Annotated in this window: 24 protein-coding genes; 8 read left to right on the top strand and 16 right to left on the bottom strand. The window is 64.1% G+C overall.

Going from position 1 to position 26,702, the window contains the following annotated elements:
* Positions 1-13: 13 nt before the first annotated feature.
* On the bottom strand, positions 14-1,105 hold the full coding sequence (locus tag F0A16_RS04410; protein WP_149434195.1) for an HlyD family secretion protein: 1,092 nt from the start codon (positions 1,103-1,105) through the stop codon (positions 14-16).
* A gap of 125 nt (positions 1,106-1,230) precedes the next feature.
* Here F0A16_RS04410 and F0A16_RS04405 point away from each other — a divergent pair, with 125 nt between their 5' ends.
* Positions 1,231-1,887: a TetR/AcrR family transcriptional regulator gene (locus F0A16_RS04405; protein ID WP_149434194.1), complete on the top strand. Its 657-nt coding sequence runs from the start codon at positions 1,231-1,233 to the stop codon at positions 1,885-1,887.
* Here F0A16_RS04405 and F0A16_RS04400 read toward each other — a convergent pair.
* From F0A16_RS04400 to F0A16_RS04390, 3 genes are read right to left on the bottom strand one after another with little or no spacing between them, the layout of a single operon-like run.
* Positions 1,870-4,089, bottom strand: coding sequence for a xanthine dehydrogenase family protein molybdopterin-binding subunit (locus F0A16_RS04400; protein WP_149434193.1), 2,220 nt, complete (start codon positions 4,087-4,089; stop codon positions 1,870-1,872). The genes F0A16_RS04405 and F0A16_RS04400 overlap by 18 nt on opposite strands.
* On the bottom strand, positions 4,086-5,096 hold the full coding sequence (locus tag F0A16_RS04395; protein WP_149434192.1) for an FAD binding domain-containing protein: 1,011 nt from the start codon (positions 5,094-5,096) through the stop codon (positions 4,086-4,088). Before F0A16_RS04395 ends, F0A16_RS04400 begins: the two co-directional genes overlap by 4 nt.
* Positions 5,093-5,638 (bottom strand): (2Fe-2S)-binding protein, encoded by a 546-nt coding sequence (locus F0A16_RS04390; RefSeq protein WP_149434191.1) that lies wholly within the window; start codon positions 5,636-5,638, stop codon positions 5,093-5,095. The genes F0A16_RS04395 and F0A16_RS04390 overlap by 4 nt, the downstream gene beginning before the upstream one ends.
* Before the next feature lie 366 nt (positions 5,639-6,004).
* Between F0A16_RS04390 and F0A16_RS04385 the strand changes: the two genes are divergently transcribed.
* Positions 6,005-7,723, top strand: a complete 1,719-nt coding sequence (locus F0A16_RS04385; protein ID WP_149434190.1) for a Na+/H+ antiporter — start codon at positions 6,005-6,007, stop codon at positions 7,721-7,723.
* 79 nt (positions 7,724-7,802) lie between these two features.
* The gene (locus F0A16_RS04380) at positions 7,803-8,318 is read left to right on the top strand and encodes a DUF302 domain-containing protein (protein WP_223119706.1); all 516 of its coding nucleotides are present in this window, start codon (positions 7,803-7,805) and stop codon (positions 8,316-8,318) included.
* An 81-nt stretch (positions 8,319-8,399) separates the two neighbouring features.
* Here F0A16_RS04380 and F0A16_RS04375 read toward each other — a convergent pair whose 3' ends face one another.
* Genes F0A16_RS04375 through F0A16_RS04355 form a run of 5 tightly spaced genes read right to left on the bottom strand, consistent with a single transcriptional unit; the run spans position 8,400 to position 12,931 of the window.
* Positions 8,400-9,143 (bottom strand): SDR family NAD(P)-dependent oxidoreductase, encoded by a 744-nt coding sequence (locus F0A16_RS04375; protein ID WP_149434189.1) that lies wholly within the window; start codon positions 9,141-9,143, stop codon positions 8,400-8,402.
* Between the two features lie 45 nt (positions 9,144-9,188).
* Complete coding sequence (locus F0A16_RS04370) at positions 9,189-9,608, bottom strand: PPC domain-containing DNA-binding protein (protein ID WP_149434188.1); 420 nt, start codon at positions 9,606-9,608, stop codon at positions 9,189-9,191.
* A 1-nt stretch (position 9,609) separates the two neighbouring features.
* Complete coding sequence (locus F0A16_RS04365; protein WP_149434187.1) at positions 9,610-10,155, bottom strand: PPC domain-containing DNA-binding protein; 546 nt, start codon at positions 10,153-10,155, stop codon at positions 9,610-9,612.
* The gene (locus F0A16_RS04360; protein WP_149434186.1) at positions 10,152-11,765 is read right to left on the bottom strand and encodes an acyl-CoA synthetase; all 1,614 of its coding nucleotides are present in this window, start codon (positions 11,763-11,765) and stop codon (positions 10,152-10,154) included. The genes F0A16_RS04365 and F0A16_RS04360 overlap by 4 nt, the downstream gene beginning before the upstream one ends.
* A complete protein-coding gene (locus F0A16_RS04355; RefSeq protein ID WP_149434185.1) occupies positions 11,762-12,931 on the bottom strand; it encodes an acetyl-CoA acetyltransferase in 1,170 nt (389 codons plus the stop codon). Before F0A16_RS04355 ends, F0A16_RS04360 begins: the two co-directional genes overlap by 4 nt.
* A 140-nt stretch (positions 12,932-13,071) precedes the next feature.
* Between F0A16_RS04355 and F0A16_RS04350 the strand changes: the two genes are divergently transcribed.
* The gene (locus tag F0A16_RS04350; protein WP_149434184.1) at positions 13,072-13,857 is read left to right on the top strand and encodes an IclR family transcriptional regulator; all 786 of its coding nucleotides are present in this window, start codon (positions 13,072-13,074) and stop codon (positions 13,855-13,857) included.
* A 15-nt stretch (positions 13,858-13,872) separates the two neighbouring features.
* Here the strand turns inward: F0A16_RS04350 and F0A16_RS04345 are convergent, their stop codons facing one another.
* Entirely contained in the window at positions 13,873-14,676 is an 804-nt protein-coding gene (locus F0A16_RS04345) for an SDR family NAD(P)-dependent oxidoreductase (RefSeq protein WP_149434183.1), read from the bottom strand.
* A gap of 69 nt (positions 14,677-14,745) precedes the next feature.
* Complete coding sequence (locus tag F0A16_RS04340; RefSeq protein WP_149434182.1) at positions 14,746-15,756, bottom strand: DctP family TRAP transporter solute-binding subunit; 1,011 nt, start codon at positions 15,754-15,756, stop codon at positions 14,746-14,748.
* A gap of 340 nt (positions 15,757-16,096) precedes the next feature.
* Here F0A16_RS04340 and F0A16_RS04335 point away from each other — a divergent pair, with 340 nt between their 5' ends.
* From F0A16_RS04335 to F0A16_RS04325, 3 genes are read left to right on the top strand one after another with little or no spacing between them, the layout of a single operon-like run.
* The gene (locus tag F0A16_RS04335; protein ID WP_149434181.1) at positions 16,097-17,098 is read left to right on the top strand and encodes a DctP family TRAP transporter solute-binding subunit; all 1,002 of its coding nucleotides are present in this window, start codon (positions 16,097-16,099) and stop codon (positions 17,096-17,098) included.
* A 33-nt stretch (positions 17,099-17,131) separates the two neighbouring features.
* The gene (locus F0A16_RS04330; protein ID WP_149434180.1) at positions 17,132-17,608 is read left to right on the top strand and encodes a TRAP transporter small permease; all 477 of its coding nucleotides are present in this window, start codon (positions 17,132-17,134) and stop codon (positions 17,606-17,608) included.
* Complete coding sequence (locus F0A16_RS04325) at positions 17,602-18,927, top strand: TRAP transporter large permease (RefSeq protein ID WP_149434179.1); 1,326 nt, start codon at positions 17,602-17,604, stop codon at positions 18,925-18,927. The genes F0A16_RS04330 and F0A16_RS04325 overlap by 7 nt, the downstream gene beginning before the upstream one ends.
* A 165-nt stretch (positions 18,928-19,092) precedes the next feature.
* Here the strand turns inward: F0A16_RS04325 and F0A16_RS04320 are convergent, their stop codons facing one another.
* From F0A16_RS04320 to F0A16_RS04310, 3 genes are read right to left on the bottom strand one after another with little or no spacing between them, the layout of a single operon-like run.
* On the bottom strand, positions 19,093-21,318 hold the full coding sequence (locus tag F0A16_RS04320; protein WP_149434178.1) for a xanthine dehydrogenase family protein molybdopterin-binding subunit: 2,226 nt from the start codon (positions 21,316-21,318) through the stop codon (positions 19,093-19,095).
* Positions 21,319-21,340: 22 nt separating this feature from the next.
* Positions 21,341-22,327 carry an FAD binding domain-containing protein gene (locus tag F0A16_RS04315; protein ID WP_149434177.1) on the bottom strand — a complete coding sequence of 329 codons (987 nt, stop codon included), beginning with the start codon at positions 22,325-22,327 and terminating at the stop codon, positions 21,341-21,343.
* Positions 22,324-23,016: a (2Fe-2S)-binding protein gene (locus tag F0A16_RS04310; RefSeq protein WP_149434176.1), complete on the bottom strand. Its 693-nt coding sequence runs from the start codon at positions 23,014-23,016 to the stop codon at positions 22,324-22,326. Before F0A16_RS04310 ends, F0A16_RS04315 begins: the two co-directional genes overlap by 4 nt.
* 360 nt (positions 23,017-23,376) lie before the next feature.
* Between F0A16_RS04310 and F0A16_RS04305 the strand changes: the two genes are divergently transcribed.
* Positions 23,377-24,147, top strand: coding sequence for a MipA/OmpV family protein (locus tag F0A16_RS04305; protein ID WP_149434175.1), 771 nt, complete (start codon positions 23,377-23,379; stop codon positions 24,145-24,147).
* Positions 24,148-24,219: 72 nt separating this feature from the next.
* On the opposite strand, the gene nadA is transcribed toward F0A16_RS04305, so the two are convergent.
* Positions 24,220-25,269: a quinolinate synthase NadA gene (gene nadA, locus F0A16_RS04300; RefSeq protein WP_149434174.1), complete on the bottom strand. Its 1,050-nt coding sequence runs from the start codon at positions 25,267-25,269 to the stop codon at positions 24,220-24,222.
* A gap of 13 nt (positions 25,270-25,282) precedes the next feature.
* On the bottom strand, positions 25,283-26,698 hold the full coding sequence (gene gndA / locus F0A16_RS04295; RefSeq protein ID WP_149434173.1) for an NADP-dependent phosphogluconate dehydrogenase: 1,416 nt from the start codon (positions 26,696-26,698) through the stop codon (positions 25,283-25,285).
* Between the last annotated feature and the right edge of the window lie 4 nt (positions 26,699-26,702).

Genomic DNA, 26,702 nt, shown 5'->3' with positions numbered 1-26,702 from the left:
TCACGACGCAGCGTCATGACTGCGGCCCGTCGTCCAGGTCGGGGCCGGGATCGAAGTAGATCGCCTGGCCATCGACCTCACGGGTATCCACCGAGGGCTCGACCGAGAGACCGGACTGCAGCCGCCATAGCTGATCCTTGGGTCCAGTGACCCGGATCTTGACCGGCACGCGCTGAACGATCTTGTTGAAGTTGCCGGTGGCGTTGTCCTGGGGCAGCAGGCTGAACTGGGTGCCGGTCGCCGGCGCCACGCTGTCGACCTTGCCGGTGAAGTCGATATCCGGGTAGGCATCCACCGCCAGTGCCACCGGCTGGCCCACGCGCATGCGCTCGATCTCGGTCTCCTTGTAGTTGGCGACCACGTAGGCGCTGGAGACCGGGACCAGTTGCATCAAGGTGAGCGACGGCTGGGCGAGATCGCCGGGCTCGACGGTCAGATTGCCGATGACACCGTCGCGCCGGGCGACGATACGCGTCTTGGCGAGCTGGCTCTGGTTGTATTCGATGTCCGCTTCGGCGGCGTCCCGGTTGGCCTTGGCGCTGTCGATGGAGGCCTGGTCGGCCGATAGCCGCCGTTTGGCCGATTCGACGCTCGCCTGGCGCGCCGCCAGCGTCGCCTGGGCGACCCGCAGCGACGCCTGATCGTCCTGCAACTGCTGGCGCGAGGCGTAGTTGTTCGCCGCCAGCGACTGCGAGCGTTCGAGATGCTGACGCGCCTGGGCGACATCGGACTGGGCTGCGGTCACCTGGGCCTGGGCTTCGTCGATGCTGGCCCGATCGAGCTCGACCTGACGCTGCGCCTGGGTCACGTTGGCCGAACTGACGGCCAGTTGCGCCTGGGCTTGGGCCAGCTGGCTGCGAGTATCCCGATCGTCGAGCTGAACCAGCAGGTCGCCCTGCTTAACCCGCTGGTTGTCGTCCACTGGCACTTCGGTCACTCGCGCGCTGATCTCCGCACGCACCGCGACGCTATCGGTGTGCACGTAGGCGTTGTCGGTCTCGATGAAGAAGCGTCCGGTCTGCCACCAGTGCCACGCGAAGACAAGCGCCACCGCCAGCGCGACCAGTATCACGACTGCCGTGTAGAGTTTCTTTTTGATCTTCATGCCGAGCCTATTTTCCTGCCAGAAGTGCGCGCCCATTCGATGTGTAGTGTAGACTACACTATCTTATCGAAAACGCCACCGCGTCGTATCGAAAAAATCCAGCGTTGCCGACACGAGGGAAAGCCATGTCGCCGTCACTTCCCAAAGATTCCCCCCCGACGACCGAGCGGGGCCGTCAGCGTCGGGACGCCCTGCTCGACGCGGCACAGCAACTGTTTCTCGAGCGCGGCTACGGTCAGGTCAGCGTCAACGACATCGTCGGTCGCGCCGGCGGCTCGCTTTCCACTCTCTATCGCCACTTCGGCAACAAGGAAGGCCTGTTCCAGGCCATGATCGAACGCCGTTCCCATCATATCTACGGCACGCTGACCGACGAAGGTGTCGACGAACTGACCATCGAGGCGGCGCTGCAGCGTCTCGGCATCGAGCTGCTGGTCAAGGTCATGGACGAGGAAACCCTGGGCATCTACCGCGAAGTCGTGGCCGAGAGCCCCCGCCAGTCGCAACTGGCACGGCTGTTCTTCGATGGTGGCCCCGGTCGTGTCCGGCTCGCCCTGGCGGACTACTTCGAGCGCCGGGTGCAAAGGCAACTGATGCCGGCATGCGATACCGTCGAACTCGCCGGCGCCTTTCTCGGCATGCTGCTGGGGGAGTGGCACCTCATTCGCGTACTACAGCTGGAGTCGCCGCCTTCGAGGACGGCGATCGAGAATCGGGTGACACGCTGTGTCGACCTTTTCCTGCATGGCGTCCAGGGGCGTCCCTCACGACGAAGCCAGTAGCGCTTCGATGGTGATCGGCAGGTCACGATGGCGCTTGCCAGTGGCGTGATAGAGCGCGTTGGAGATCGCCGGGGCGACGCCGGTCAAACCGATCTCGCCAACGCCGCGAGCGCCAAATTCGTTGAACTCGAAGTCGGGATAATCGAGCAGTTCGACGTCGATCTCCGGCGCATCGGCATGGGTCGGCAAAATGTAGTCGGCCACGTTCGAATTGATCAACCGGGCATCGCGGGGATCGTATTCGAGCTGTTCGAACAGGCCCATGCCGATTCCCATGATGATACCGCCCTCGACCTGGTTGCGCGCCGCTGGAGGATTGATCGCGCGACCGATGTCCATGCTGCTGACCACCCGTGCCACGCGTACCCGCGAGATCCCCGGATCGAAACGCACCTCAACGAAATGTGCGCCAAACGAGCGGAAACTGTAGGCGTTCTGCTCGGCGCCCGGCGCCGTGCTGCCCTGGCCGTTGACGCTGGCCAGCTTGTTGGTCTTGAGCACCTCGGCGAAGCTGACCCGATGCTCGCCATGACTCAAGCCACCCTGCCCTACTTCGAGATCGTCCGCGGAGAGCCCCTCGAAGGCACCACCGTTGCCGGTCGCGACTTCCTTGAGCGCATCCAGCGCGTCACGCACCGCCGCGGCCACTGCCGGTAACGTCGAGGCGGTTGCCATCGAGCCGCCGGAAAGCGGGCCGGATGGCAGGCCGGACTCGCCCAGCTTGACCTCGATATCGGCCAGCGGCATACCGGTCAGTTCGGCCGCCGTCTGCGCCACGATGGTATAGGTGCCGGTACCGATGTCCTGGGTGCCGCAGCCGACGAACAGCGAGCCATCGGCACGCAGTTCGACCCGAGCCTGGCACGGCTGGCGGCCAGCGAACCAGGTGCAGGAAGCCATGCCATAACCAATGATTTCATCGCCGTCGCGCATCGAGCCCACCTCGGGATTGCGCTTGTCCCATCCGAAGCGCTCGGCGGCACTCTGGAGGCACTTGTCCAACTGCTTGCTCGACCAGGGCAGTCCGCTTTCGGGATCCGACTCGGCATAGTTCCTGAGTCTCAACTCGACTGGATCCATCTTCAGCTCGACCGCCAGTTCGTCCATGGCAGTCTCCAGCGCGAAGATGCCGGAGACCTCTCCCGGCGCTCGCATCGGGCAGGGCGTGCCGTGATTGACGGGAAGAATACGCTGGCTGACGGCCAGGTTGTCGCAGGCATAGAAACTCGGCGTGGCGCTGCCACACGAGTCGATGTACCGATCCACCAGCGAGGTTTCGGTGATGCTGTCGTGGATGACCGAGGTCAACCGGCCATCGCGCCCGGCGCCCAGGCGAATATGCTGGCGCGAGGCCGGGCGGTTGCCGCCGGACATCATGTCCTGCTGACGCGGCAGCACGACCTTCACCGGTCGCTGCAGGCGACGCGCGGCCACGGCAGTTGCCACGGCGTGCGGCCACATGAACAACTTGTTGCCGAAGCCGGAACCGATGTAGTGAGAGATGACCTCGAGATCCTCCTGCGCCAGATCGAAGATCCGGGCCATGGCGTTACGCTGATAGACCACACCCTGGGTCGACTCGTGTACCACCAGCCGCCGGCCGCCGTCATGCCACTCCGCCAGCGTCGCGTGCATCTCCATCTGCAGATGGCTCTCGGCGGCGATGTGGTAGGTTCGATCGATCTTGACTGGCGCCCCCGAGAACGCCGCTTCCGGATCGCCTCGTGAACTGCCTTCGCTCTCGATCGGCAATCCTTCGTCGTCACGCCCCAGCAGGCTCGGAACGGCGCCGGACGCTTGGCGGTAGCGTGCAACCACGCGGTAGGCGGCAGCACGCGCCTGCTCGAAGGTTTTCGCCACCACCAGCGCCACGTACTGACCGTGGTAATGGATCGTCTCGTCCTCGAACGGCAGCCTCACCTCGCTGACCTGATCGCCATGGCCCATGGAGTTGGGCGATCGATGCAGCGTGTCGAAGTTGCCGTGATGGAAGATATCCACGACACCGGGCATGGCCTGGGCCTCGTCGAGCTCCAGTGCCTCGAGCTTGCCATGGGCGATCGTCGCCGGGACCGGATAGCCATAGAGCATCCCCTCGGCATGCAACTCGCCGGTGTAGCCGGCGCGGCCGGTAAGCTTGAATTCGCCGTCGATGCGCGGGGTGCGCTGTCCGATCACGCGCGGCCGTGTCAAATCGTTCATACCTGGCCCTCCTGTTTCCCTTCGTCACGGGCGAGACGCGTCGCCTCGCGGAGCGCGCGAACGATGGATTGTCGCGCCAGCGGAATCTTGAAGGCGTTGTGCTCGAGCGGTGTGGCATCGCGCAGGGCGATCTCCGCCGCGCGTTCGAACGTGGCGATCTGGGCAGGCTGGCCGACCAGCGCCGCCTCGGCATCGGGACAGCGCCAGGGTTTGGTGCCGACCCCACCGAGCGCGACCCGGGCTTCGCCGATCATCTCGCCGTCCAGCGACAGCTGCGCCGCCGCCGATGCCAGGGCGAATTCATACGACGCTCGATCCCGAAGCTTGAGGTAGTAGGAGCCTGCCGGGGCCAGCGGCGGCTCCAGCGTGATGGCGGTGATCAGCTCGCCGTCGGCGAGGTCATGCTCGATGTGGGGCGTGTCGCCGGGCAGACGATGGAAATCCCCGAACGCCACTTCTCGCTCCCCGTCGGCGCTACTCAGCGTCAGCGTCGCGCCAATCGCGGCCATCGCCACGCACATGTCGGAGGGGTGGACGGCGACACAAGCGTCGCTCCCCCCCAACACGGCATTCAACCGGTTCAGCCCGCCCCGAGCGTCGCAGCCGCTGCCCGGCTCGCGCCGATTGCAGGCCGCGGCGGCATCGCGGTAATACGGACAACGCGTGCGCTGCATCACGTTGCCGGCCGTGGTCGCCATGTTGCGGAGCTGGGTGGAGGCCCCCGCCAGCAGCGCCTGGGACAGTAGTGGATAATGTCGCTTGACCTCGGGGTGGTGGGCCAGGTCGGTATTGGTGACCAGCGCTCCGATCCTGAGCCGACCGTCGTCGAGCCGTTCGACGCGCTTGAGCGGCAGCGCGTTGATGTCGACCACGTTTTTCGGCTTCAGCACGTCGAGCTTGATCAGATCCAGCAGTGTGGTGCCACCGGCGACGAAGGCCGCGTCGTGCGTGATGCGATGCGCGGCGTGATCGACACTATCGGCGCGGGAATAGGCGAAGGCTCTCATGCGACATCCTCCTTGCGGGGCGTCGTGGCGTCGTGACCCAATTGCACCCGGGCCTGCTGGATCGCCTCGAGAATGTTCTTGTAGGCCCCGCAACGGCAGATATTGCCGCTCATGGCCTCCTTGACCGAGGCGTCGTCGGCGCCGATGCGATCGTCCGCGAGCAGCGCGGTGGCCGACATCATCTGGCCGGGAGTGCAGTAACCGCACTGGTAGGCGTCGCACTCGAGAAAGCTCTGCTGCACCGGATGAAGCTGGCCATCCTTCGCCAAGCCTTCGATCGTCGTGACCTGCTGTCCCTGGCACATGATCGCCAGGCGCAGACAGGAGTTCATCGCCAGGCCATCGACATGCACGGTGCAGGCGCCGCACTGGCCGTGATCGCAGCCCTTCTTGGTACCGCCGAGCCCGAGCTGCTCGCGCAGCACATCGAGCAGTACCGCATTGGGCGCGACCTCGATCGTGCGGGGCTCGCCGTTGAGCGTAAAATCGAGCCTGACGGTCTCGTCGGAAGGGCGGGGGGAATGCGCGGAATCGTCCATCATGCCGGCTCCTCATCTGGATTGGGAGAGCCGCGGGTGTCAGGCGCGTCACTGCGCCTCGCCACGGCTCGTCGTCTCGAGCGATGATGCCGCACACCGAAACGATGTCCTGGAAGGCAGGATCACGGGCGCGCGTACATCGTCGATGATCGCCGGCTGCGTCGCGAGCCAGCGAGACAAGCGTTTCGTCACGGGGTGATCGGGCAGCCGGTGTTGTCAGGACCCAGTGCCGCCCATCGACAACAGCATAGACAGCTCATCCCGATCCCGCCCAATGCATCGCCAGAAAATTTTGTCGCTCGGCGCCCTAAAGCATTCGACTTCCGTTAAGCTCGTCGGCTAACGAATTTCTACCGGTCGATCGGGTCGATGGATACGCTATTTCTGGTTCTGATTCTGCTGCTGGTTGCCTCGGCGACCGGGGTCGTGACACGGTTCGTTCCCGCCCTCCCGACACCGCTGGTGCAGATATTTCTCGGCGCCCTGCTGGCATGGCCGGCATCGGGCCTGCACGTCGAACTCGAGCCGGAGATATTCCTGCTGCTGTTCATCGCGCCACTGCTGTTTTCCGATGCCCGGCGCTTCCCCCAGCGCGAGTTCATGATCCTGCGCGGGCCGATCCTGGCCCTGGCGCTGGGGCTGGTGCTGTTCACGGTGGTCGGGGTCGGCTACTTCATCCATCTCCTGTTCCCGGCGCTGCCGCTGGCGATCTGCTTTGCCCTGGCGGCGATCCTCTCCCCCACCGATGCGGTGGCGGTATCGTCGATCTCCGGCCGCCTGCCGGTGCCGCCGCGCTTGATGCGAATCCTCGAGGGGGAGTCGTTGATGAACGACGCCTCCGGCCTGGTGGCGTTCAAGTTCGCCGTCGCGGCGGCGCTGACCGGCACCTTCTCGCTGACCGACGCGGCCGGGAGCTTCCTGCTGATCTCGATCGGCGGCCTGGCGGTGGGCGGGCTGCTGGCCTTCGGCTTCAATGTCCTGCGCACGCGGCTGATCGAACGCCACCTGGGCGAGGCCACCACGGTCCAGGTCATCCTGCTGGTGCTGCTGCTCCCCTTCGCCGCCTACCTGCTGGCCGAACATCTCGGCATGTCCGGCATCCTCTCCGCCGTGGCCGCGGGCATGGTGATGAATCGTGCCGACATCAAGCGCGTCGGCCAGCTCCACACCCGCATGCAGACCCAGGCGGTGTGGGAGATGCTCGAATTCGTCCTCAACGCGCTGGTCTTTTTGCTGCTGGGGTTCCAGCTGCCGGCGATCATCAGCGGGGCGCTGGACCATTCGCTGCACGATATCGGCGACTACGAATTCCTGCGCCTGCTGGGCTACGTGGCGGCGATCTCGCTCGCCCTGCTCGCCTCGCGCTTCATCTGGATCTGGCTCGCCAGCGCCATCGGGCGGGGGCTGTCGAGAGTGATGGGCTTCATCAAGCGTCAGCCGCGCCTCCCCCCGCCGGCGAGCACCGGGCAGATTCCGGTGAAGCTGATGCTGGCGGCGACGCTGGCCGGTATTCGCGGCACGATCACCCTGGCGGCGGCGCTGTCACTGCCGCACCTGATGAACGACGGCACCGACTTCCCGGCGCGGGAGTTGATGATCTTCCTGGCGACCGGCGTGATCCTGTTCACGCTGATCACCGGCAGCATCGGCTTGCCGCTGGTACTGCGAAACCTCAAGCTCCCCAACGACACCCATGAATTCGAGGAGGAGCGTAAGGCGCGCATCGCCGGTGCCGAGGCCGCCATCTACCGCATCGAACGCTACCATCACGATCGCACCGGCGAGTTCGCCCGCAACAAGACCAACGACGAGACGATCATGGCGTTCAACGACATCAGCTCCCAGTTGATGAGCTACTACCGGGAGCGTCTGAACCTGCACTCCGCCGACACCGCCACGCCGCAGCTCGCCACCTCCCGCCAGTTGGAGCGCGACACCCGCCTGGAGGCGCTGCGCGCCGAGCGGCGCCAGTACTACAAGCTGCGCCAGCGCGACCGTATCAACGACAATGTCCTGCGCAAGCTGGTCCGCGAGGTCGATCTGGCCGAAGCGGCGCTGACCGGGGACCAGGGTGTGGCGCATCACTGATCGACACGCTGAACACGCACGCTCGAGCGACATTCTCGAGCGACACCACCGAACGACATCCTCGACCCGGAGACGACACATGCCCCGACCGTTCTTCCGCCAACTGCGCCTCGCGCTGATCACCGCCGGCCTGCTGGGTTTCACCGCCGGCGTATCGGCGCAGTCGACACCGCCGGCCGAATCCGCACAGGAGACGACGCCATCCGTTCCCGGCATGATCGTCGCCAGGAGCGACGCCGGCGTGCACGAAACCGCCATCCGCTTCGCCGAGCAGGCACGGACCAGCGGCATGACCGTATTCGCCCGGGTCGATCACCGCCAGGGCGCGATGTCTCGCAGCATGGCGCTGCTGCCCAATGAAGTGATCATCTTCGGCGATCCCAAGGGTGGCACGCCGCTGATGCAGTGCGCCCCGACCGCCGGGATCGACCTGCCAATGAAGGCGCTGGTCTGGCAGGATGCCGACGGCCAGACCTGGCTCGGCTACAACGACCCGGCCTGGATCGCCCAGCGCCATGGCGTCGCCGACTGCCCCGCCGTCAAACCGCTCCAGCAGGCGATGCGGAAGCTGGTCGAGGCGACGCTGCAGGAGTGATGTCGTGATGAAGGGCCGTCACCCCATGGCCAGGAAAGGAGAGCCGGTGGCGGTGCGGGAACCGGCCCGGCTTCGGTACAGCTACGCTCTCAACCCTGCGCTGACGAACCCGCCATCGACGGCCAGGACCTGCCCCGTGACGTAGGAAGCCTCGTCGGAGAGCAGGAACGCCACCGCATTGGCGACTTCATCGGGCTGGCCGTATCGATTCAGCGAGACGCGCTGATGCCACTGGTCGCGCACGTCGTCGGTATGGATGGCGCGCGCCAGCGGGGTGTCTATCGGCCCGGGGGCCACGGAGTTGACGCGGATCCCCCGCGAGCCCAGTTCGCACGCCATCACGCGGGTCAGCGCATCCTGCCCGGCCTTGGAGGCGCCGTAGGCACTGCGCCCCTTGTTGCCACAGAGGCCCGAAACCGACGAAATATTGACGATGCTCCCGGCGAGCCCTCGCGTCGTCCAGTAGCGGGCCAGCTCGCGCGACACCACAAAGGATCCGACCACGTTGACGTCGAGTATCCTGCGGAACTCCTCGACGCCCGTTTCGATGGTCGACTTGTCGATGCCGATACCGGCGCAATTGACGACGCCGACCAGTCGGTAGCGCTCGGACAAGGCCGCGATGGCCGCTTCGATGGCCGCCTCGTCGGTGACGTCGCACGCGATGCCATCGCACGATGGCGCGTCCAGCCCGGCGCAGGCTTCCGCCAGGCCGGCTTCGGAGCGATCGATGAGGCATACCGCCAATCCCCGCGTCTTCAACGTTCTTGCCACGGCCAAACCGATACCGGAGGCCCCTCCGGTCACCACCACTGCCTCTTGCATAGCGCTATCCTCGTGAGCTTTCGATTCGCGACCCGCCACTGACACTCAAGCCGGCTCTTCACCGTCGGGTATCCACTCCTCCAGCGTCACCTCGAAGGTCATGCAGACGGGATTCCAGCCGGCCAGGAAGGGCCCGCCGTAGACGTTGCCATCGGTGTCCGCGACGATACCCGCCAGCGAGGCGACGGGAACGCCGTCGGCTCCGGAGCGGACCTCACCGGCGATACTGACCACCTCCACCGCCGGACCGGATATCTGCTGATAGCCACCATCGCGCGTGCCCAGGCTGGCGTCGACCAGACTCCCCAGTCCGCCTCGCACGAAGGCGTTCCGGAACCCCTCGGCCAAGCACATCTTCTCGACGCCCTGGACGAGGTCCTCGTTCGGCGCAATGCGGGCGTAGGCCACGCGCCCCATCCGCCCCGACTCTGTGATCACGACTCGCGTCGTCTCCGTAGTCGACATGTCACGACTCCTTGAACGGCTTCAACAAGGGAATGTTGGTCTCGTCGTCGAACGCCTGGCGCAGCTCGAACCCTTCGAGCGCCGTGACCAGCACGGAAATCGGCGTGGCGCCGATGATCGATGCCTGAGGCACGATATGGCCGCCCTTGACGCTGCCGTCCTCGACGCGAACGGAAGCGTGGCAATGGACCAGGGGCCGCCCTTCCATGTCCTTGCCCAGGGTGGCATTGCCGAACACCATGAACGACGCCCCCGCGTCGATGGGGCTGGAGTAGGCGATGACGGCCTTGCCGCTCGGGTCGGGAGGCGCGACGCAGTACTCGAGATGATCGAAGTGGCCACCCAGGATGGTGGTCGATGCGCTGGTGACGCCGATGGCCTGCAACGGCCGGACCAGCGCGTCATAGAGCGAGCGCCCAGGCTGGAGCAGCAGCCGGATATGACGGCCGCTTTGATAGTGCATGCTCTGGATCCGCACCGGACTGAAGCGACCGACATGGCGCAGCATGCGGGGCCGGTGATAACCGGACTGCAGCGTGCGGCTCATGAGCGTGCCTCCCGATCCTCGATGGCTTGCCGGATGATCTTCTTGGTGATCTTGCCGTAGTTGGATTTCGGCAACGTCTCGAAGAGGTGATAACGGCGCGGCACCTTGTAGCTCGAGACTCGCTCCTTGACCCAAGCCTGCAGCGCTTCCACGTCCAGTTGGCTACCCTCGGACGGCACCACCGCCGCGACGCCGACCTCCCCCCACTGCTCGTCCGGCATCCCGACGATCGCCACTTCCCGAATCCCGGGATGGGTCAGCATCTTCTCCTCGATCTCCCGCGGATAGATGTTGGAGCCCCCCGAAATGAACATGTCGGAAGCGCGCCCGGTGATATAGAGAAATCCCTCTTCATCGAGATGCCCCAGGTCGCCGGTACGGAACCAGCCATGGCGGAACGACTTCGCATTGGCTTCCGGATTGGCGTAGTAGCCGGCGAAGACACCGAGGCCACAGACACAGATCTCCCCCGTTTCATGGGGTGGCAGTTCACGCCCTTCGTCATCCTGCACGGAAACCTGCATGGCGGTTCTGTCGTAGCCGCAGGTGCCGATCTTGAAGCCGCCGTCATCGGCGCTATGGAGGCTCGGTGGCAGCACGGTGATGTTTCCAGTGACCTCGCCCAGGCCGTAATACTGCACCAGCACCTTGCCGAGCCGCTCGAGCGCCCGTTTCTGATCGGCGCGATACATCGGCGCGCCGGCATAGATGATGTAGCGCAGCGATGAATGGTCGTAGCGCTCGCAGGCGGGATCCTCGACCAGCATCTTGACGATGGTCGGCACGGTAAACAGGTTGGTGATGCGATGCGTCTCGATCAGACGCCAGATCTCGTCGCCATCGAAGCCACTGGCCGTGGGCAACACGGTCTTGACCCCACGCGCCAGTTGGGTGAGGTAGTGTATTCCCGAGCCGTGGGACAGCGGTGCCACGACCAGACTGGCATCGGTCGCCTGATCCGTGCCGGGCATGAGATCGCAGAGGTGATTGGTGGTGATGAACCCCATCTGGCCATGCGTCAGCACCGCCGCCTTCGACTTTCCCGTCGTGCCCGAGGTGAAGAAGAACCAGCAGGGGTCATCGTGCTCCACGTCGGCGTTGGCGCACGCCTGACCCTCGTACTCGCGCAGGAAGTCGTCGTATGCGGCATCGCCGAACGTCCCCTCACCAATTCTTACGGTAAAGGCGAGACCCGGGCCGATGTCGCGAATGGCCTCGTAGTGGCGCTCGAATTCCGCCCCGATGACAAGGATCCTGGCTTCGGTCAATTCGGCAAGCCACTGGGCCTCGCCGGGGGAGATCCGAAAGTTCGCCGGTGCCCACACAGCCCCCAGCCGAAACGCCGCCAGCTGGGTCTCCACCATCTCGAAACCGTTACGGCTATGGACCAGCAATCGATCCCCTTTGCCCAGGCCCCGTGCTTTCAGCGCCAGCGCCAGCGCGCTGACGCGCCGATCCAACTCGCGCCATGACAGAGAGGCTTCGCCCATCACCAATGCCGGTGCATCGGGATATCGCCGCATCGCCTGGCTCAGGAAGTTGGCGAGGTTCATCACTCGCTTGCTGACCGGCACGATGCCGCATGCCGGCTGTCGTACCGCCCCGCTCATCGGCTGCGCTCCATGACGCTGACGTAGTTCGCCACGGCGGCTCCGCCCATGTTGAACACACCGGCCAGGTTGGCACCGGGGATTTGCATGTCGCCGGCCTCACCCATCAGCTGCATGCAGGCCATCACGTGCATCGAGACGCCGGTAGCCCCCACGGGATGGCCCTTGGCCTTGAGCCCGCCGGAAGGGTTGACCGGCAGCCGGCCATCCTTGTAAGTCCAGCCCTCGCGAATGGCACGATGGCCTTCACCGGGAGCCGTCAGCCCCATGGCTTCGTACTCGATCAATTCGGCGATCGTGAAACAGTCATGGGTTTCCACGAAATCGAGGTCATCGAGGGTAATCCGGGCACTCTCCAATGCTGCGCGCCAGGCGCCGGCCGCACCGGCAAACGCCAGGGGATCACGGCGACTCAAGGCCATGATGTCGTTTTTCTGAACCCGGGAACGGAAAGCGATGGCCCGCTCCAGCGTCAGCGCCGTCTCCTCGTCGGCGAGCAGGATCGCCGCGGCACCATCGGAGACCAGCGAACAATCGGTACGGCGCAACGGATCGGCCACGATGGGATTGTTGTCGCTGACGGTATGGCAGAACTCGAACCCCAGATCCTTGCGCACATGGGCGAAAGGATTGGCAACGCCGTTGCGGTGGTTTTTGGCAGCGATGAGCGCCAGTTCCTCGCGCCGGTCGCCGTAGCGACGAAAATACTCATCCGCGATGCTCGCGAAGACACCAGGAAAGCCGCCTGCGGTCATCTCTTCCTTGCGATAGCTGGCACCCAGCAGGACGTCGCCGACCTCCGAGGTCGGCAGTGACGTCATTTTCTCCGCCCCTACCACCAGGGCGATTCTGCCGCGGCCGGATTCGATGAAATCCAGCCCCGCATGCAGGGCGGCGGAGCCGGTGGCGCAAGCGTTCTCGAGCCGTGTCGCCGGCGTGTGCATGAGCTCGTCGTCCGCCATCGCCACCAGGGCGGCCTGGAAATCCTGTTTGGAGAATCCGTTGTTCATGACCCCCAGGTAGACGGCGTCGACATCGGCTGCCGGCACGCCTCCATGCTGCAGAACGTCCTTCACGACCTGGCCGATCATCGCTTCCGTGTCCGGCTCGGTACGTTTCCCGAAGGGAAGATGCGACCAACCGACTATCCGCGCTCGAGTTGACATATTTTCTCCTGATTCCATAAAATGGAATAAACAAATCGGCTTTATTTCAAGTTATTCGCCGACTATCAGGCCTTCAACATAAAAATCGATGATATCGACCAAATAATTAGGCCACATTATGGAACACGAGGATCAACGTGATGAGTTCAGGCCATATTCAGGGGGCTCAGTCCACCTATCGCACCATGCAAGTGCTTCGCGCCATCGCCGGACAACTGGGCAAGGGGGTTTCGCTCGCCTACATCACCCAGCAGACGACGCTCTCCAAACCCACCGTACATCGCCTGCTTCAAGCGCTCATGGCCGAAGGCATGGTCGAGAGAAGCGACAAGGAGGGGTACTTTCTCGGCCCGGAGTGCTATGCACTGGGCGTGATCGCCAACCAGCGCTATGGACTGAGCCAGATCGCCTCGACGCCGGTGGCACGAATCGCCGCCGACACTGGTGACAGCGCCTTCTTCTCGCTGCGCAGCGAATGGCATTCGATCTGCCTGATCCGCGAGGACGGCAGCTATCCGATCAAGACGCATGTGCTGCAACCGGGCACGCGGCTACCACTCGGGGTCGGCGGCGGCGGCATCGCCATGCTCGCCGCCATGGACGACGACGAGATCGAGCAGTGCCTGGAGGCCAACGCGGAGGAGTGCGCTGCGTGCTTCCCCAACGATCAGCGCGAGGATCATCGCCCCCGCATTGCCGAGTGCCGCGCACTGGGTTACGGCATCAACCGCGGCTCGGTGGTTTCCGGCTCGTGGGGGATCGGTGCCGCGGTGCGTGATTGTCACGGCCGGGTGCTGGGCTCTCTCTCGGTTGCCGCCATCGAGAGCCGCATGCAACCGGATCGCCAGCGCGAGCTGGGCCCGCGCCTGGTAAAGGAAGCCCAGGCCCTCAAGGCGAAGATCCGAAAAGCCCAGATGACCAGGTGAGCCGGACTGTCCGGCTCATCCGACGGCGGCACGCAGCGAGAACCCTCCGTCGACATTCAGGCTGACGCCGGTGACATATCGTGCCATGTCGGAGGCGAGAAACAGCGAGGCGTTGGCAACGTCCCAGGCATCCCCCATGAACCCCATGGGACATTGGCGATTGCGCTTCTCGATCATCGCCTCGGCATCACCACCGTAGGCCGCCGTCAATGGCGCATGGATCATTGGCGTGTTCATGAGCCCAGGCAGTATGCAGTTGGCGCGGATGCCGTCGGCAGCATACTGAGCCGCCAGATTCTCGGTGAAGGCGACGATCGCCGCCTTGGAAGTGGTGTAGGCCGAGTAGGCGAAACCGATCCAGCGCAGCGCGGCAATCGAGGAGATATTCACGATGCTTCCCGCGCCTTGCCGGCGCATGATCGGCAGTACGTGCTTGCAGATCAGAAAAACGCTGGTCTGATTGATTCGCAAGACACGCTCCCACTCCTCCTCCGACGTCTCCTCGGGGCCTCCCGTGATGGCAATGCCCACGTTGTTGTGCAGCACATCGATACCCCCCAGATGCCCCATTGCGGCTTCGACCATTGCAATGATGTCATCGGTTCGGCTCACGTCTGCCGCTACCGTTTCGCAGAATCCCCCTTCGGCCTGAATCAAGGCCTGGGTTGCGCGCGCCGCCTCCAGGTCGCGATCCACGGCGATCACGCGAGCACCTTCACGGGCGTAGGCCACAGCCGCTGCCTTACCATTCCCCCAGCCCTCACCACAGGAGCCGGCCCCCACAACCATAACGCGCCTGTCATTCAGCAACGCCTTCATGTTCGCCTCCTCGCAACTGTTGTGCACCGGCCGATGGACATGACGGCCGGCTCGATGCCCGATGCCGAGTCATTCAGCGTCACGCACCCCAGCTATGGTTTGCTCGAAACTTTCGACCAGCTCAGGGCCGACCTTCCGGGACCAGGAATCGAACGTCTGGCGCGTGGCCTGCTGAAAAGCCGCCAGCTCGGCATCCTCCAGCCGCGTGACCTTCATGCCATGCTCGACAAGGATGTCGTATCCGGACTCGGTCTGTTCGCGAGTGAGTGATTTCTGATACGCCATCGCCTCCTCGGCGGCCTGGCGCATAGTCGTCTGCATATCGGGACTCCAGGAGTCCCATTTCGCCCGACTGACGGCAAGGAAGGCGGGATCGTATGAGTAGTGCCAGTCGGTCAGGTAAGTCTGAACCTCGTAAATCCGCTGCGGCACGATGATGGCGCCGACAGGATTCTCCTGCCCATCGACCACACCCTGCTGCAGCGCCGAAAAGGTTTCGGTCCACTGGATCTGCTGCGGGTTGGCACCCAGCTCATCCATGACGTCGATGAACATCGGACCGGCAACGCGAACCTTCATGCCGCGCAGATCGTCGGGCGAGGATACCGGCTTGACGCTGTTGGTCAGCTCGCGGAAACCGCTCTCCCCCCAGCCGAGCACGACCAGACCATGCTCTGCCATGATCTGCTCCATCCGACGAGCCGGTTCGCCCTCGAGCGTGGCATCGACCTCGTCGTAGTTGCGATACAGGTAAGGCAGGGAGAAGACCGCCATTTCCGGTATCAACGGCGACACCGATATAGCGGTCGAGAGCACGAAGTCGATGTCCCCACGCCCCACCATTTCCGCCTGGCGCAATTGATCGCCGCCAGACAGCACCGCATTGCCGAATACACGAACCTGCATGTCACCGTTGGTCGCCTCATCGACTAGCTGGGCAAAACGCTCGGCGCCCATATTGCGGCTGGTGGAGTCACTGGTTTCACTGGACAGCCTGAGCGTTTCGGCACTGACTGCTGCCGACGCCACGAGAGTGGCGCAACCTAACGCAACGATCCAAGCCTGTCTGAATACTGGCATAACGATCTCCTGATCCTTCGAAAGTGGGTGCCGAGTCATGACCGACTCCCGGAGCATCGTGAACCCACACCCACCTCAGCAATACGACATATTAACTACATTCCATTTTATGGAACATAGAAAGCCCACGTCGTAGCGCCATGCAATGCCGAAACGTCGATAACAACGCCCCTGTCCATCGGGGAAACAAGCGTGCCATGACGCCGAATGAAGTGAAAAACTGGAAATAACTGGACGCTATTTACAACCATCGTCCAATTTCGCAGACAGATGGCGTCAGTCACTCTTCGCTCAACAAGAAATAAAATTCCACTTTGCGGAACATTAAAGGCGAACGACGATGAAGCTCTCGATAATCCCGACGGCAGTCGCACTGTGCTTGGCGCTATCATCCAACTTGGCTCAGGCGGAGACCTATCGCCTGACGCACAACACTTCCGATGCCACGTCCTGGCAAAAAGGCGCAGAGAAATTCAACGAGCTGCTGGCACAGGCTTCCGATGGCGACATCGGCGTGCGCATCTTCCCCAATGCCGTGCTCTCCGGCGGCGACCAGATGAAGCAGTCGGAGATGGTGGGGCGTGGGGACATCGATTTCGTCATCACCTCGGCCATCAATGTCACCCCGCTGATTCCGGAGATGGCGGTGTTCTCGCTCCCCTATCTGTTCACCGACTACGAACAGGTGGATCGCGCCATCCAGGGCGAGCCGGGCGATGCCGTGAAGGATATCGCCCGGGATAAAGGTATCGAGATTCTCGCCTGGGGCGAGAACGGTTTCCGCGAGCTGACCAACAGCGTCAAGCCGGTATCCTCGCCCGACGATCTGCGCGGCATGAAGATCCGCGTCGCCGGACCGATGTATATCGATGTGTTCGACGCGCTGGGCGCCAACCCGCAACAGATCCAGTGGACCGAGACCTTTTCGGCGCTCCAGCAGGGCGTGGTCGATGGGCAGGAGAACCCGGTGGGATCGATCATCGTGCCGCAGCGCCTCTACGAGGTGCAGGACTACCTCACCGAGTGGCACTACTCCTACGACCCGATCTTCGTCGGCGTCAGCGAACGACTCTGGAACAGCTGGGACGCCGACACGCAGTCCCTGGTACGAGACGCCGCCCAGCAGGCGATGGCCTACCAGCGAAACCTGGCCCGCGAGCAGACGAGCACCGGGGTGGACACACTGAAGCAGAACGGCATGGAGATCACCACGCTGGATGAAGATCAGCTGCAGGCCTTCCGGGATGCTACCAGCGACGTCTACGACCAGTGGGCAGCGCGCGTGGGTGAGGATCTGGTGCAGACCTTCGAGCAGTCGGTCGGCGAAGCGGACAGCCAGTAGCCGGGTGTCCAGGCAGAACGAGGGTGGAACATCATGCGATCAGTCTGGCGTCATCTCGAGGAAGTCATCTGCGGCTGCGTGTTTCTCTGCATGACGCTACTGGGCTTCATCAATGTCGCGGTACGTAATCTCACCAACTACTCGCTGGCATCGACCCAGGAGCTGATCATCAACGGCATGGTGCTGCTGACGGTCTTCGGCGCGGCGATCGCCGCGAAGAAAGGACAGCACCTCGCGGTCACGGTGTTCTACGACCTCGTTCCCGCTTCCTTCAAGCGGGCTCTGGTCGTCCTGTCGACGCTGTTGATCATTGCGACCCTGGCGCTATGCACGCTGTTCACGGTGACGCTGCTGAGCCACCAATTCACCAGCGGCGTCGTTTCCAGCGCGCTGCAGATACCGCAGTGGTACTACACGCTGATCGTGCCGCTGGGGTTCCTCATGCTGATGATCCGCCAGCTCGAGCTGGCCATCGCCGAATTCCGCCGGCCGGGAGACGCCTCATGCTAGACCTCTCAGCCGGTACGCAGATGATCATCCTGTTCTTCGTGCTGGTCCTCATTCGCGTTCCGGTGGCATTCAGCCTGGCGCTCTCCGCGATGGCCGCCATGTACGTGATGGGCTTCGGCCTCGACATGGTCGGTGACCTGATCGTCTCCGGCATCGCCAAATACTCGCTGCTGGCCATTCCGTTCTTCATCCTCGCCGGCAACATCATGGGTATCACCGGCATTGCCGAGAAGATGATCAACTTCTTCCGCACACTGGTGGGCGGTCTTCCGGGTGGGATGGGGCTGGTCGGCACCGTCGTCTGCCTGTTCTGGGGAGCGGTCAGCGGCTCAGGGCCGGCGTCGGTGGCGGCGATCGGGCCGCTGATCATTCGCGGCATGGTCGCCGACGGCTACTCCCGCGCCTTCGCGGCGGGCCTGGTCTGCACGGGCGCCGCCCTGTCCCTGATCATTCCGCCCTCCATCGGTTTGGTGATCTACGGGATTCTGGCGGGCACGTCCATTTCGGACCTGTTCCTGGCCGCCATTCTGCCGGGCTTGATGCTTGGCGTACTGATGCTCTGCGCGCTGCCGTTCGCCAAACTGATGCCCCCGCCGACAGCCGGCGAAAGCGCAGCGGCAGACACCTCCTTTCGACAGGTAGTGGAACGAGGAGACGGGCAACCCTACGCCAAACGTCTATTACGCTCGTTCCGTGAAGCCTTCTGGGGTCTGCTCACACCCGTCGTCATTCTCGGCGGTATCTACGGCGGGCTGTTCACGCCCACCGAGGCGGCTATCGTGGCGACGGTATTCGCCATGTTCGTCGGCTTCTTCGTCTATCGCACACTCAGCCTGCGCTCGTTGTTCGCCTGCGTGGCGGAATCGGCAGGGTCATCGGCGGTGGTCATGCTGGTCGTGGCGTTCGCCAGCCTCTTCGGTTGGGTAGTGGTCGTGGACGGGCTGGTCAACGACTACTCTGACGCCCTGCTCGGCGTGAGCCAGAGCCCCTGGGTCATCGTTCTGATGATGATGATGATTCTGCTGCTGGCCGGCATGTTCATGGACGCCATCACCATCATGTTCATCACCCTGCCGATCTTCATGCCGGTGGTTCAGCAACTGGGGCTCGATCCGACCTGGTTTGGCGTGGCACTGATGACGGCGCTCTCCATCGGCCTCATCACCCCACCAGTGGGCATCAACCTGTTCGTGGCGGCCAATATCACCGGCCTGCCATTGGGGCGTATCGCCCGAGGCGTTGTCCCTTTCCTGATCGTCTCTTTGATCGGCTTGCTGATCGTCACCTACGTGCCGGCCATCTCGCTGATTGCGCTGTAAGCCCATCGATCGGAACAACGCCGGCCATGAGGCCGGCGTCGTCGTTTCGCAGTCGCTGGTCACGCTCGCGCTTGGCGTCGCTCTCTCCGCCGCGCACTCCACGCCCCTCTATCCGTCAGGCATTTCGTGCCGTTCTACATCACGCGCTTCGCACCTTTCTCTCTGTCATGCACTCCGTGCCTGGGGCACGTCGCCCATCAGCTTGTCGAGGGTGATAGGCAGTTCGCGGATACGCTTGCCAGTGGCGTGATGGACCGCGTTGGCAATGGCCGCCGCGAGCCCGGTGGTACCGATCTCGCCGATACCACGGGCGCCGTACTCGTTGAACGCCAGATCCGGGTAGTCGAGCAGGATCACGTCGATCTCCGGTTGGTCGGCATGCACCGGCACCACGTATTCGGCGTAGTCGTTGTTGACCGGCCGCGCGTTGCGCTCGTCGTACTCGGTGGCCTCGAACAACCCCATGCCAATGCCCATCACCACGGCGCCTTCGACCTGGTTGCGTGCGGTGGTTTCGTTGATCACCTTGCCCACGTCAATGGCGCTGACCACCCGCGCCACGCGCAGACGCGAAATGCCGGGATCCCAGCGCACCTCGACGAAATGAGCGCCGAAGGAGCGATAGGAGTACTTAGAGTCGGCAGCCTCGGTATGCGCTTCACCGTCGGCGCTACCGTAACGCCCGGCCTCGAGAATCTCGGCGAAGCTCACCTGCTTGCCGGCGGCGTTGCGCAGGCCGCCGGCGGTGGCATCCAGCGCGTCGCTGGATGCTCCGGCGAAGGCGCCATTGCTGCCGGTGGCGTAGCGTTTCATCTCGTCGAGGGCATTGCGTGCCGCCCCGGCGATGGCCGGCAGCGTGGTCGCCGTCGCCCAGGAGCCGCCGGAGATAGGACCATCCGGGTAGGAGGAGTCGCCGAGCTTGACGGTAATGCGGTCGATGGGAATGCCGGTCACGTCGCTGACCGTCTGGGCCACGATGGTGTATGTGCCGGTGCCGATGTCCTGCGTGGCGCAGGAGGCGAACGCCGTGCCGTCGGCGCGGATCGAGACGCGCGCGTCGCAGGCCATCTTCAGCGCCTCCCAATTGCACGCCGCCACGCCATAACCGACGATCTCGCGTCCCTCGCGCATACTGCCGATCTGCGGGTTGCGATCGGCCCAGCCGAAGCGTTCGGCAGCCCGTTTCGTCGCTTCGACGATATGGTTGCTGGAGAAGTCGAGATCCTTGCTCTCGTCGCGCTCGGCGTAGTTGTCGAGCCGGAACTGCAGCGGATCGACACCGGCGGCGGCGGCCATCTCGTCGATCGCCGACTCCAGCGCGAACAGCCCCGGCGCGGCACCGGGGGCTCGCATCGAGGTCGGCGTGCCGCGATTCACCTGGGTGGTCTCGTGGCTCACCGTCAGATTGGGGCAACTGTAGAGACTTTTGGTCACGCTGCCGCAGGTCTCGACGTACTGGTCGGTAAAGGACGTCGTGTTGATCGACTCATGACGCAGCGAGACTAGCTTTCCGTTGTCGTCCGTGGCCAGACGCAGGCGCTGGCGCGTTTCCGGCCGGTGGCCTGTCGTGGTGAACATCTGCTGACGTGGCACGACGAGTTGCACCGGACGCTCGAGTTCACGCGACGCCGCCGCCGCGGCGATGGCATGCGGCCAGGTCCACAGCTTGCCGCCGAAGCCGGAGCCGATGTAAGGCGCGTACACGGTAACGCGCTCCGGCGCAATGGCGAAGATCTTGGAGAGCGCGTTGCGCGCCACCACCACGCCCTGGGTGGCGTCGAAGATCGTCAGGTCGCCGTTGTCCCACCAGGCAGTGGAAGCGTGCATCTCCATCGGATTATGGGTCTCCACCGGCGTGCGGTAGGTCACATCGATGGTGGTCGCCGCGCCATCGAACGCCGAGGCCGCATCGCCGCGATCATGATTGCCGCTGCCCGCCTGGGTGCCGTTGGCCTCGACGCCCTGGTCGAGATTGGCCACGGCCTGGTCGGCCGAGTAGGTCACCTTGACCCGCCGTGCCGCGGCCCGGGCGTTCTCGAAGGTGTCCGCGACCACCAGTGCCACGAACTGCCCTTCGTAGTAGACGCGTTCGTCCTCGAACGGTAGCCGGGTCTCCTCGACCTTGTTGCCCTGGGCGAAGCTCGATGGCGTCCGGTACAGCGACGGAAAGTGGCCGTGATGGAAGATATCGACGACGCCGGGCATCTTGCGGGCCTCGTCGACGCTCAACTGCGAGACCCTGCCACTGGCAATGGTACTGAAGACGCCGTAGCCGTAGGCCAGGTCGGGCGGCAGGTTGTCGGCGGCATAGTTGGCGCGGCCGGAGAGCTTGTCCGGGCCGTCGATACGCGGCACGCCTGCGCCGATGATGCTCTGCTGTTTGTCGCTCATGGTCGGTTCTCCTCGCGGGCGATCAGGCGGCGGTCAGGTCGGACAGATTGCGCACGATGGCCTGCTGGCCGAGCGGAATCTTGTAGCCGTTGTGGGCGTAGGCGATGGCATTCTGGAACGCGCGTTTGGCCGCATCGGCAAACACGGCTTCGCTCGCGGTCTTGTCCTTGAGCGCCGCTTCCACCTCCGGGGCGCGCCACGGCTTGGTGCCCACGCCCCCCATCGCCACTCGCGCTTCGCGAATGGTGTCGCCCTCCATCCGTACGATCACCGCGCTGGAGGCGAGGGCGAACTGATAGGACTGGCGATCGCGCAGCTTGAGATAGCCCGACCGGCTGCCTTCGAGTGGCGCGTCGAGGATGACATGGGTGATCAACTCACCAGGCTCGAGGGCGTGCTCCCGCGCCGGCGTGTCGCCGGGCAGCAGGTGGAAGTCGGCGAAGTCGATCTCGCGGGTGCCTTCCGGCCCCTGAACCTCGACGGTGGCGCCGATCGCGGCCATCGCCACGCACATGTCCGAGGGGTGCGTGGCGATGCAGGCGTCGCTGGTACCGAGCACGGCGTGAACGGTGCGATTGACGCCCTCGATAGCGGCACAGCCACTGCCGGGTTCGCGCTTGTTGCAGTCGGAAACGCCATCGCGGAAATAGGGGCAGCGCACCCGCTGCATGATGTTGCCGCCGGTGGTGGCCTTGTTGCGCAGTTGGGTCGAGGCCCCCGCCAGCAGGGCCTGGGACAGCACGGTGTAGTTCTCGACCACACGCTTGTCGCGCGCCAGGGCGGTGTTGGTCACCATCGCGCCGACACGCAGGCGACCATCGTCGAGCCGCTCGATCTCGTCGAGGGCGACACCGTTGATGTCGACGATCTTGTCGGGCTGCATGACGTCGAGCTTGACCAGGTCCAGCAGGGTGGTGCCACCGGCCAGGAACGAGACGGCGCGGTCGCTGCCGTGGGCGGCGATAGCCTGTTGCGCGCTCCCGGCGCGGGCATAGTCGAAATGTCTCATGCGTTGCCTCCCGTCATCGAGCCACGGGCGGACTGGATCGCCGCGACGATGTTCTTGTAGGCGCCGCAGCGACAGATGTTGCCGCTCATCGCCTCGCGCACGTCGGCATCGCTGGTGCCGATCGATTCGTCCTGCAGGATCGCCACGGCGCTCATCATCTGCCCTGCCGTGCAGTAGCCGCACTGATAGGCATCGTGTTCGAGAAACGCCTGCTGAATGGGATGCTGCTGCCCGCTCTTCTCGAGCCCTTCGACAGTGGTGATCTCGTCGCCGTCGTGGGTGACCGCCAGGCTGAGACAGGAGTTGATCGCGGTGCCATTGACCAGGATCGTGCAGGCACCGCACTGGCCGTGGTCGCAGCCTTTCTTGGTACCGGTGAGGCCAAGGCCGTGGCGCAGCGCGTCGAGCAGAATCACGTTGGGGGTCACGTCCAGCTGCTGGCGCTGGCCGTTGACGGTCAGCGTGATGCGCTTTTTCCCCTCAGCAGGTGGCGCATCAGTCTGCGTTGCCGGCTGGTCCGGCGAGCCGGCGTAGCTCACCTGGGAGAGCGCCGGGGCCGCCGCCACGGCCAAGCCGGAAACCCCCGCCGTCTGCAGAAACCGCCGGCGGCCCGGAGAGCGGGGCTGAGTCGAGTCGTTTCCGGGCTCGTAGATACCCACGCCCGTGCTCGATCGTTGATTATCGTCCATGGAGTCATCCTCATCAGTTTCCGCCCGATCCTGTTCGTTATTGCTATCGAGTCGTTATCGCTATCGAGATCGTTCGTGTCGGGCGCGCCTCATGTCGCCCGCGCGCGTTTGGCAAGCCCGCGAGGCAGAGGCAGGCAGCGAGAGTTCGCTGGCCGGGGAGTCGGTTGGACGCCGTCGTGTCAGGCGGCGGCATCACAGTCAACTTAGAGGAGGTTGGCGATGATCGCAAAGCGACGGATGGCATTCAGGAGCAATCCGCCGCGATCGTGGAGGAATGAGCATGATGCTCAACAGGCTGGCGTTTTTACCTACACTACCGTATGTTTTTGCCGAACCCGCTTCGTCACAGGGATATGAGACATGACTGCTTCACGGAATGGCATCTGGTTGCTGGCAATCGCTGGTGGCCTATCGATCAGCGCCTCGGCCGCCGCCGCCCAGCCCGAATGGGAAGGCACCGTCGGCGCCGGGGCCATCTACAGCCCGGACTACCTGGGTAGCGACGACTATGAATGGAACGCCTGGCCGTCGCTGGATGCCACCTACGGCGACACCTTCTTCGTCAGCGTCACCGACGGCATCGGCTGGAACGTGATCAAGCAGGACAACTGGCGGGTCGCGCCGTTCATCGGCTACACCTTCGGCCGTGACGATACCGGCGACATCGATGACCTCGACCAGGTCGACGGCGGCGCCACCGCCGGACTCCGCGTCAGCTATCTCGACGAGGCGTGGCGCTACAGTGCCGCTGCGGAGACGCCCTTCAGCGGCGATATCGATGGCTACCGCGTCAGGTTCAAGGCGACTCACGTCACCAAGCTCGGCGAACGCATGGCCTTCACCATCGGGCCACGTTTCGAGTACACCAGCGCCGCCTGGACGGACGACATGTTCGGCGTCTCGAACCGCGAGAGCGCGCGCTCGGGTATCGATGCCTATGACCCGGATGACGGCTATTTCTCGATCGGTGGCGACGCCTCGCTCAGCTACTACCTCACCCGGCAGTGGTCGATCACCGGCCTGGTCGGCGTCTCGCGCCTGACCGGCGATGCCGCAGACAGCTCGATCGTCGACGATATCGGCGATGCCACCCAGTGGCGGGCGGGAGCATTCATCAACTACCACTTCTAAATCGTAGAGACATAAAAGCGCCCGTCCCGGTGTCAGCCGGGGCGGGCGCTTTAGTTTTTCATCGAAACAGATTTAGCGGCGCTTCAGTTCGGCACCGAACGCTAGCATTCGATCCAGCGGCACCAGCGCCTGGCGTGCGATCTCGGGGTCGACGTGAATCTCCTGGCCGCAGCCGTTGGCGTCTTCCAGCACCGCCAGGGTATTTTCGAGCCCGTTCATCGCCATCCACGGGCAGTTGGCACAACTGCGACAGGTGGCGCCGTTGCCCGCCGTGGGTGCGGCCATGAAGGTCTTGCCAGGCATCAACTGCTGCATCTTGTAGAAGATGCCGCGATCGGTGGCGACGATGAAGCTGGGGTTGTCGAGCTGCTGAGCCGCACTGATCAGCTGCGAGGTGGAGCCTACCACATCGGCGATCTCCACCACCGACGCCGGCGATTCCGGGTGCACGAGCACCGCCGCTTCCGGATGCAGCGCCTTGAGCTCGAGAATCCCCTTGGCCTTGAACTCGTCGTGGACGATGCACTCGCCGTCCCAGCAGAGCACGTCGGCACCGGTGCGCTCGCGGACATAGTTGCCCAGATGGCGGTCCGGCGCCCACAGGATCTTCTCGCCCTGCCGGTCGAGATGGTCGATCAGCTCCACCGCGATCGACGAAGTCACTACCCAGTCGGCGCGCGCCTTCACCGCCGCCGAGGTGTTGGCGTAGACCACCACGGTACGCTCCGGATGCTGGTCGCAGAAGTCGGAGAAGACATCCGCCGGACAGCCGATATCCAGCGAGCAGGTCGCCTCCAGCGTCGGCATGAAGACCCACTTCTCCGGGCTGAGGATCTTGGCGGTCTCGCCCATGAAACGCACGCCGGCGACGATCAGCGTGGTCGCCGGGTGATTCTTGCCGAAGCGAGCCATCTCCAGCGAATCGGCCACGCAGCCACCGGTCGCTTCCGCCAGCGCCTGGATCTCGGGATCGGTGTAGTAGTGCGCCACCAGTACCGCGTTACGGGCCTTCAATTGCGCCGCGATACGCTCCCGATAGTGCGCTCGGGCGCCGTCGTCGAGCGTCGGCTGCGCATGGCCCGCCAGATACTCGCGAACCCGATCCCGTTCCAGCTCCGCCATCGCTTCGTCTCCGTCAGTCCTGCAGCCACTCGGTGTGGAACGTCCCTTCCCGATCGACACGCTTGTAGGTATGGGCGCCGAAGAAGTCGCGCTGGGCCTGGATCAGGTTGGCCGGCAGTTTCTCGCTGCGGTAGCTGTCGTAGTAGGCGATCGCCGAGGAGAAGGTCGGCACCGGGATGCCGTTCTGGACGGCATGGGCGATCACGTCCCGCAGCGCCTGCTGGTAGTTGCCGGCGATCTCGCCGAAGTACGGCGCCATCAACAGGTTCTTGAGCCCGGGATTCTCCTGGTAGGCGTCGGTGATCTTCTGCAGGAAGCGGGCGCGGATGATGCAGCCAGCGCGGAACAGCTTGGCGACCTCGCCGTAGTCGAGATTCCAGTCGTACTGCTCGGAAGCCGCGCGCATCTGCGCGAAGCCCTGGGCGTAGGAGGCGATTTTGCTGAAGAAGAGCGCCTTGCGCACCTTCTCGATGAATTCCTGCCTGTCACCTTCGAGCGGCGTCTCCGCTGGCCCTTTCAGCACCTTGGAGGCTTCGACGCGCTCGTCCTTCAGCGCCGAGATGAAACGCGCGAAGACCGACTCGGTGATCAGCGGCAGCGGCACGCCGAGATCCAGCGCGCTCTTGCTGGTCCACTTGCCAGTGCCCTTCTGGCCCGCCGAATCGAGGATGATGTCGACCACGTCCTGGTCGCTCTGGTCATCCTTCTTGGTGAAGATCTTGGCGGTGATATCGATCAGGTAGCTGTCGAGTTCGCCCTCGTTCCAGTCGCTGAAGACCTCGGCCAGCTCGGCGTTGGAGAGCCCCAGCGAGCCCTTGAGGATCGCGTAGGCTTCACTGATCAGCTGCATGTCGCCGTATTCGATGCCGTTGTGGACCATCTTGACGTAGTGACCGGCGCCATCCGGGCCGACATAGGCCACGCAGGGCTCGCCGTCGTCGGCGCGGGCGGCGATCTTCTCGAGGATCGGCGCCACCATGTCGTAGGCTTCCTTCTGCCCGCCCGGCATGATCGACGGCCCTTTCAGCGCGCCCTCCTCGCCGCCGGAAACGCCGGTGCCGATAAAGTTGAAGCCCGCTTCCGAGAGCTCCTTGTTGCGGCGAATGGTGTCCTCGAACGGCGTATTGCCGCCATCGATCAGGATATCGCCCTGGTCCAGATGCGGTGTCAGCGAGGCGATCGTCTTGTCGGTGGCATCGCCCGCCTTGACCATCAGCAGAATGCGGCGCGGCGTTTCCAGTGAGGCGACAAACTCCTCGACGCTATAGAACGGTACCAGCTTGCTGTCGGGATTCTCCTGCATCACCTCATCGGTCTTTTCCCGCGAGCGGTTGAAGATCGACACCGTGTAGTCGCGGCTCTCGATATTGAGCGCCAGATTGCGCCCCATGACGGCCATGCCGACGACACCGATTTGCTGTTTGGCCATTACC

The sequence above is a fragment of the Salinicola corii genome (assembly GCF_008298015.1).
GTDB classification, from domain to species: domain Bacteria; phylum Pseudomonadota; class Gammaproteobacteria; order Pseudomonadales; family Halomonadaceae; genus Salinicola; species Salinicola corii.
Note: the sequence above shows the minus strand (reverse complement) of the source record. Positions and strands in the feature narration are given on the sequence as shown.

What these genes read in the sequence shown, in the direction of transcription:
- F0A16_RS04410 (WP_149434195.1), bottom strand. Translation starts at nt 1,105, where the DNA reads ATGAAGATCAAAAAGAAACTCTACACGGCAGTCGTGATACTGGTCGCG.
- F0A16_RS04405 (WP_149434194.1), top strand. Translation starts at nt 1,231, where the DNA reads ATGTCGCCGTCACTTCCCAAAGATTCCCCCCCGACGACCGAGCGGGGC.
- F0A16_RS04400 (WP_149434193.1), bottom strand. Translation starts at nt 4,089, where the DNA reads ATGAACGATTTGACACGGCCGCGCGTGATCGGACAGCGCACCCCGCGC.
- F0A16_RS04395 (WP_149434192.1), bottom strand. Translation starts at nt 5,096, where the DNA reads ATGAGAGCCTTCGCCTATTCCCGCGCCGATAGTGTCGATCACGCCGCG.
- F0A16_RS04390 (WP_149434191.1), bottom strand. Translation starts at nt 5,638, where the DNA reads ATGATGGACGATTCCGCGCATTCCCCCCGCCCTTCCGACGAGACCGTC.
- F0A16_RS04385 (WP_149434190.1), top strand. Translation starts at nt 6,005, where the DNA reads ATGGATACGCTATTTCTGGTTCTGATTCTGCTGCTGGTTGCCTCGGCG.
- F0A16_RS04380 (WP_223119706.1), top strand. Translation starts at nt 7,803, where the DNA reads ATGCCCCGACCGTTCTTCCGCCAACTGCGCCTCGCGCTGATCACCGCC.
- F0A16_RS04375 (WP_149434189.1), bottom strand. Translation starts at nt 9,143, where the DNA reads ATGCAAGAGGCAGTGGTGGTGACCGGAGGGGCCTCCGGTATCGGTTTG.
- F0A16_RS04370 (WP_149434188.1), bottom strand. Translation starts at nt 9,608, where the DNA reads ATGTCGACTACGGAGACGACGCGAGTCGTGATCACAGAGTCGGGGCGG.
- F0A16_RS04365 (WP_149434187.1), bottom strand. Translation starts at nt 10,155, where the DNA reads ATGAGCCGCACGCTGCAGTCCGGTTATCACCGGCCCCGCATGCTGCGC.
- F0A16_RS04360 (WP_149434186.1), bottom strand. Translation starts at nt 11,765, where the DNA reads ATGAGCGGGGCGGTACGACAGCCGGCATGCGGCATCGTGCCGGTCAGC.
- F0A16_RS04355 (WP_149434185.1), bottom strand. Translation starts at nt 12,931, where the DNA reads ATGTCAACTCGAGCGCGGATAGTCGGTTGGTCGCATCTTCCCTTCGGG.
- F0A16_RS04350 (WP_149434184.1), top strand. Translation starts at nt 13,072, where the DNA reads ATGAGTTCAGGCCATATTCAGGGGGCTCAGTCCACCTATCGCACCATG.
- F0A16_RS04345 (WP_149434183.1), bottom strand. Translation starts at nt 14,676, where the DNA reads ATGAAGGCGTTGCTGAATGACAGGCGCGTTATGGTTGTGGGGGCCGGC.
- F0A16_RS04340 (WP_149434182.1), bottom strand. Translation starts at nt 15,756, where the DNA reads ATGCCAGTATTCAGACAGGCTTGGATCGTTGCGTTAGGTTGCGCCACT.
- F0A16_RS04335 (WP_149434181.1), top strand. Translation starts at nt 16,097, where the DNA reads ATGAAGCTCTCGATAATCCCGACGGCAGTCGCACTGTGCTTGGCGCTA.
- F0A16_RS04330 (WP_149434180.1), top strand. Translation starts at nt 17,132, where the DNA reads ATGCGATCAGTCTGGCGTCATCTCGAGGAAGTCATCTGCGGCTGCGTG.
- F0A16_RS04325 (WP_149434179.1), top strand. Translation starts at nt 17,602, where the DNA reads ATGCTAGACCTCTCAGCCGGTACGCAGATGATCATCCTGTTCTTCGTG.
- F0A16_RS04320 (WP_149434178.1), bottom strand. Translation starts at nt 21,318, where the DNA reads ATGAGCGACAAACAGCAGAGCATCATCGGCGCAGGCGTGCCGCGTATC.
- F0A16_RS04315 (WP_149434177.1), bottom strand. Translation starts at nt 22,327, where the DNA reads ATGAGACATTTCGACTATGCCCGCGCCGGGAGCGCGCAACAGGCTATC.
- F0A16_RS04310 (WP_149434176.1), bottom strand. Translation starts at nt 23,016, where the DNA reads ATGGACGATAATCAACGATCGAGCACGGGCGTGGGTATCTACGAGCCC.
- F0A16_RS04305 (WP_149434175.1), top strand. Translation starts at nt 23,377, where the DNA reads ATGACTGCTTCACGGAATGGCATCTGGTTGCTGGCAATCGCTGGTGGC.
- nadA (WP_149434174.1), bottom strand. Translation starts at nt 25,269, where the DNA reads ATGGCGGAGCTGGAACGGGATCGGGTTCGCGAGTATCTGGCGGGCCAT.
- gndA (WP_149434173.1), bottom strand. Translation starts at nt 26,698, where the DNA reads ATGGCCAAACAGCAAATCGGTGTCGTCGGCATGGCCGTCATGGGGCGC.